General features: G+C 64.8%; 6 protein-coding genes. All 6 read left to right on the top strand.

Annotated features, from left to right (window positions below; genetic code table 11):
- Positions 1-252 precede the first annotated feature (252 nt).
- Positions 253-1,143, top strand: a complete 891-nt coding sequence (gene murI / locus AC5JJ6_RS24545; protein ID WP_496044576.1) for a glutamate racemase — start codon at positions 253-255, stop codon at positions 1,141-1,143.
- Positions 1,144-1,241: 98 nt separating this feature from the next.
- A complete protein-coding gene (locus AC5JJ6_RS24540; RefSeq protein WP_496044575.1) occupies positions 1,242-1,670 on the top strand; it encodes a putative toxin-antitoxin system toxin component, PIN family in 429 nt (142 codons plus the stop codon).
- Positions 1,667-1,924: a toxin-antitoxin system HicB family antitoxin gene (locus AC5JJ6_RS24535; RefSeq protein WP_496044574.1), complete on the top strand. Its 258-nt coding sequence runs from the start codon at positions 1,667-1,669 to the stop codon at positions 1,922-1,924. The genes AC5JJ6_RS24540 and AC5JJ6_RS24535 overlap by 4 nt, the downstream gene beginning before the upstream one ends.
- A gap of 143 nt (positions 1,925-2,067) precedes the next feature.
- A complete protein-coding gene (gene rpmB, locus AC5JJ6_RS24530) occupies positions 2,068-2,367 on the top strand; it encodes a 50S ribosomal protein L28 (RefSeq protein WP_044432376.1) in 300 nt (99 codons plus the stop codon).
- 219 nt (positions 2,368-2,586) lie between these two features.
- Positions 2,587-3,237 carry a uracil phosphoribosyltransferase gene (upp, locus tag AC5JJ6_RS24525; RefSeq protein ID WP_496044573.1) on the top strand — a complete coding sequence of 217 codons (651 nt, stop codon included), beginning with the start codon at positions 2,587-2,589 and terminating at the stop codon, positions 3,235-3,237.
- A gap of 183 nt (positions 3,238-3,420) precedes the next feature.
- A partial coding sequence (locus tag AC5JJ6_RS24520; RefSeq protein ID WP_496044577.1) for an ABC transporter permease occupies positions 3,421-4,922 on the top strand: 1,502 nt, incomplete at its 3' end.

Raw genomic sequence — 4,922 nt, 5'->3', positions numbered from 1 at the left:
TCGCGGCGGCGGAGATCGCCCAGCTCGACAGCCTGTACGCCCGGCGCGGCGGCGTGGCGCGGTTCGGCGACCTGGCGAAGACGTTCACCACGGCGAGCCGGCTGGAAGCGGGCTTCTGGGAGATGGGGCTGAAGCTGTTGCCGTAATGCCTGCCTCCACGTGAAATCCCGAGCGGCGGACTCTGATTAATTTGCCGTTTACCAAACTTGGGTCAGGCTGACGGCATCCTCCTCCCTCATGAGCGTCCCTCACATGAGCTTTCATGACCGGCCGATCGGCATCTTCGACAGCGGTGTCGGCGGCCTGACCGTCCTGCGTGCGTTGCGCGAGCGCCTGCCCGCCGAATCGCTGCTGTATCTCGGCGACACCGCCCGCCTGCCCTACGGCACCAAGAGCCCCGAGACGATCGCCCGCTACGCAGTCCAGGCGGCGGGACTGCTGGTCGAACGCGGCATCAAGCTGCTGGTCGTCGCCTGCAACACGGCATCGGCCCACGCGCTGGACGCCCTGCGCGACGCCTACCCCGATATCGAGGTAACGGGCGTGATCGAGCCCGGCGCGGAGGCCGCCTGCGCCGCGTCGGTTTCCGGACGGATCGCCGTGATCGCGACGGAAAGCACGGCTCGGGCCGGCGCCTACCAGCACGCGATCCACCGTATCAGGAGCGACGCCGAGGTGGTCACCCAGGCATGCTCCGTCTTCGTGGCGCTGGCGGAAGAAGGCTGGCTCGACGGCCCGGTGGCGCAAGCGGCGGCTCAGCGCTATCTGGCGCCGCTGTTCGGCGGATCGGGGGCCGGTCCCGATACGCTGGTGCTCGGCTGCACCCATTTCCCGCTGCTCAGCCCCGTGCTCAAGGGCATCGTCGGTCCGGACGTGAAACTGGTGGACAGCGCCGTCACGACAGCCGACGTCGTCGCCGGAATGCTGGAGCGCGCCGGAGTCGCCGCCGGAAACGGTTCGGTTCCCGGTCCGGCCCCCGCCCCGATCCGGCTGCTGGCGACCGACGCCCCGGACCGCTTCGCCCGCGTCGCCGCCAACTTCCTCCCCTTCCCCATCACGGCGGCGATGGTCGAGTTGGTCGATCTTCAGCAGCCGGGAGCGACTTCCCCATCAAAGGACACGACGAAGCTGGTACGGACATAACCGGCCGTTATCAGACGAAACAGACTTACTGCGGGAGCGCTCATGAAATGGGCATTTCCGATCATTGCAATATCGCGTGCGATATCTAATATCTACAGATGAGATTTATCCTCGACACAGCAACTATGGTGGCGGCAGTCCGCAGCGATGCTGGAGCTTCACGCCGCCTGCTGATCGCAGGGCTTGAACAGCGTCTGACACTGCTGGCGTCAGTTCCGCTGATGATCGAGTATGAGGCTGTGATGACCCGCCCAGGACATCTTGATGCAGCGCGATTGTCTGTCAAAGATATGAATGCCGTACTTGATGCCGTTGCAGCGGTAGCGGAACCGGTTCGTCTTGCCTTTTTATGGCGCCCTGCCGTCCGGGACCCTGATGACGATATGGTGCTGGAAGCGGCAGTGAATGGCCAAGCCGACGCTATCGTAACATTCAACGTGCGCGACTTTCGTAATTCGGCAGAAGGCTTCGGCATAAAGGTTTTGACGCCGGGTGAAGCAGTAAGGTTTCTGGAGGGTCAGTCATGAGAAAAAGCAATTTCGCTCTACGGCTCCAACCATCCCTTCTTGATGAGGCACGTAAAGTTGCCGAGAGCGAGGGTGTTGCATTAAATCAGTTGATCAACGTCGCTCTTGCCGAGAAGCTTTCAGCGCTCCGCACGGAGAGCTATTTTGCCGAGCGTGCCGCACGTGCCGATATTCCGAAAGCATTGGAAATTCTAAAACGTGCGGGTGTCGGCAATCCCCCGGTACCGGGGGATGATCTTTCCGGCCAAGGATGAAGCCCTGTAGAAAGCAGCCCCGGCATTTTCAGCTTCGGACTCGCCTTGACTTCGACGGGCGACCTGCCTATAACCCCGCTTCCGCCGGGCGGTGTGCCGTCCGGACCTTGGTTTTTGTGTTCACAGAGTTAAGGACCTGTCCGATGGCACGACGTTGCGCCGTGACCGGCAAGGGCGTGATGTTTGGCAACAACGTCAGCCACGCCAACAACAAGAATCGCCGCCGCTTCCACCCGAACCTGCAGGAAACTTCGTTGCTGAGCGACGCGCTGGGCGGAATGATCCGTCTGCGCCTGTCGACCAACGCCATCCGCTCGATCGAGCACAAGGGCGGCCTCGATGCCTTCCTGCTCGACGCCAAGGATGCGCAGTTGAGCCTCGAAGCGCGCCGCATCAAGCGCCGCATCGCCTCCAAGATCGAGAAGATCCAGGCAGCCGCCTGAACCCTCTCCCGATGGTGGACAGTTCGATGGATTGAAGCCGGACCCGCGACAGGCGGTCCGGCTTCAATGCTGTCTGGGGGATGGCTTCGGGCCAGGATCGGGGCGTTGCAGGCAGGCCGGAAGCGTTAACAACTGACTTCCTCACCAAGCCCCGGCGCGCTATTGTGTCGCGGATTTCTTCCAACGGCTTCGGCCCAACGGCTTCGGACAGTCCCGCCCATGCAGACCCACCCCGACTTTCCGAACCTGTTCATCCTGAACCACCCGCTGATCCAGCATAAGCTGAGCCATATGCGCGACCGGAACCGCTCCACCATGGGCTTCCGGGCGCTGCTGAAGGAAATAGCGCTGCTGATGGGCTACGAGATCACGCGCGATTTCCCCATGACGACCGAGCGGATCGAAACGCCGCTGGCCTCCATGGACGCGCCGGTACTGGCGGGTAAGAAGCTCGCCATCGTCCCGATCCTGCGGGCGGGGCTGGGCATGGCGCAGGGCCTTCATGAACTGGTGCCGTCGGCCCGCGAAGGGCATATCGGCCTCTACCGCGACCACGAGACCAAGCAGCCGGTCGAGTATCTGGTCAAGCTGCCGGAACCGGAAGGCCGCATCTTCGTGCTGGTCGATCCGATGCTGGCGACCGGCAATTCCGCCGCCTATGCCTGCGACGTGCTGAACCGGCACGGGGTCGAGGACCAGAACATCCGCTTCATGGCGCTGGTGGCGGCGCCCGAGGGCGTAGCCGTCTTCCAGAAGTCGCATCCGGACGTGAAGGTCTATACGGCGGCGCTGGACAGCCACCTGGACGAGAACGCCTATATCGTCCCCGGCCTGGGCGATGCCGGCGACCGGATGTTCGGCACCAAGTAACACTTTCCCGGATCGGGTTGCGTCCCCGGCATGGCGGGGTGCGGCAATCATGGTATTGCGACTGATTAGCAGCTTGTGGGACGATGCCCGTTCGCTATGTACGGTGCCAATCGTTTCAGCAAAGTCGACGCCTTGACCTTCCAGTCCCTGAGCACCGCCGCCGGCCGCGCCCGTCATCGCCTGATGCCAAGCGGCTGGACCATCGCCACCCTTGCCATCGCCTGCCTCGTGGCGATGCCGGTAATCGTGGTGCTGAGCCGCGTCCTGGTCCCGACGGACGGCGTGTGGTCGCACCTCGCCTCCACCGTGCTGCCCTATTACCTCGCCAATACGGCGCAGCTGGTGCTGGGCGTCGGGATGGGAACGCTGGTGCTGGGGGTCGGGACCGCGTGGCTGGTGACGATGTGCCGCTTTCCCGGCAGCCGCGTATTGGAATGGGCGCTGCTGCTGCCGATGGCGGTGCCGGCCTATGTGATGGCCTATGTCTACACCGACCTGCTCCAGTTCGTCGGGCCGGTGCAGACGACGCTCCGCGAGGTCATGGGCTGGACGCGGCGCGACTACTGGTTCCCGGAGATCCGGTCGCTGGGCGGGGCCGTCGTCATGCTGACGCTGGTGCTATACCCCTACGTCTACCTGCTGTCGCGCGCCGCCTTCCTGGAACAGTCCGTCTGCGTGCTGGAAGTCAGCAGGACGCTGGGACGCGGTCCCTACCGCAGCTTCTTCGGCGTGGCCCTGCCGCTGGCGCGGCCGGCTATCGTCGCCGGGCTGGCGCTGGTGCTGATGGAGGTGCTGGCCGATTTCGGGACGGTGCAATATTTCGCGGTCGATACCTTCACGACCGGCATCTACCGGACATGGTTCGCCATGGGCCAGCCGGTCGCAGCGGCGCAGCTGGCCTCCGTCCTGATGCTGTTCGTGCTGACGCTTCTGCTGGTCGAGCGCTGGTCGCGCGGCGCCGCCAAGTTCCACCACACCACCAGCCGCTACCGGACCCTGCCCAGCTACCGCCTGCGCGGCCTGCGCGGCGCCGCGGCGCTGGTCGCCTGCGTGCTGCCGTTGATACTGGGCTTCTTCGTGCCGGGCGCGGCGCTGGTCCGGCTGGCGATGCAGGGCGGCGACGCCCTGCTGGGCCAGATGTTCTGGCGTCTCGCCACCAACAGCGTTTTGCTGGCCTCGCTGACGGCGGCCCTGGCGGTGGCGCTGGCGCTGGTGATCGCCTACGGCCTGCGGCTGCGCCCATCGCCGGTGCTGAAGGGAGCGGCGCGGGTGGCGTCGATGGGCTACGCGGTGCCGGGGTCGGTGATCGCGATCGGCGTGCTGATCCCGTTCGCCCGGTTCGACAACGCGCTGGACGCCTTCATGGTCGAGCATTTCGGCATCTCCACCGGCCTGCTGATGAGCGGCACCATCGGCGCGCTGGTCTTCGCCTATCTGGTCCGCTTCCTGGCGGTGTCGTTCAACACGATCGAGGCCAGCCTGGGCAAGATTCGCCAGAACATGGACCACGCATCCCGCATCCTGGGCCAGACCGCGTCGAGCACGCTCCGGAAGGTCCACGCGCCGCTGATGCTGGGCAGCCTGCTGACGGCGGGGCTGCTGGTCTTCGTGGACGTCATGAAGGAACTGCCGGCGACCATGATCGTCCGCCCCTTCAACTTCGACACGCTGGCGGTACGCACATC

This window comes from Skermanella sp. (assembly GCF_059503625.1).
Note: the sequence above shows the minus strand (reverse complement) of the source record. Positions and strands in the feature narration are given on the sequence as shown.

Coding starts and splice junctions, on each gene's coding strand:
- murI (WP_496044576.1), top strand. CDS start 253: ATGAGCTTTCATGACCGGCCGATCGGCATCTTCGACAGCGGTGTCGGC.
- upp (WP_496044573.1), top strand. CDS start 2,587: ATGCAGACCCACCCCGACTTTCCGAACCTGTTCATCCTGAACCACCCG.
- rpmB (WP_044432376.1), top strand. CDS start 2,068: ATGGCACGACGTTGCGCCGTGACCGGCAAGGGCGTGATGTTTGGCAAC.
- AC5JJ6_RS24540 (WP_496044575.1), top strand. CDS start 1,242: ATGAGATTTATCCTCGACACAGCAACTATGGTGGCGGCAGTCCGCAGC.
- AC5JJ6_RS24535 (WP_496044574.1), top strand. CDS start 1,667: ATGAGAAAAAGCAATTTCGCTCTACGGCTCCAACCATCCCTTCTTGAT.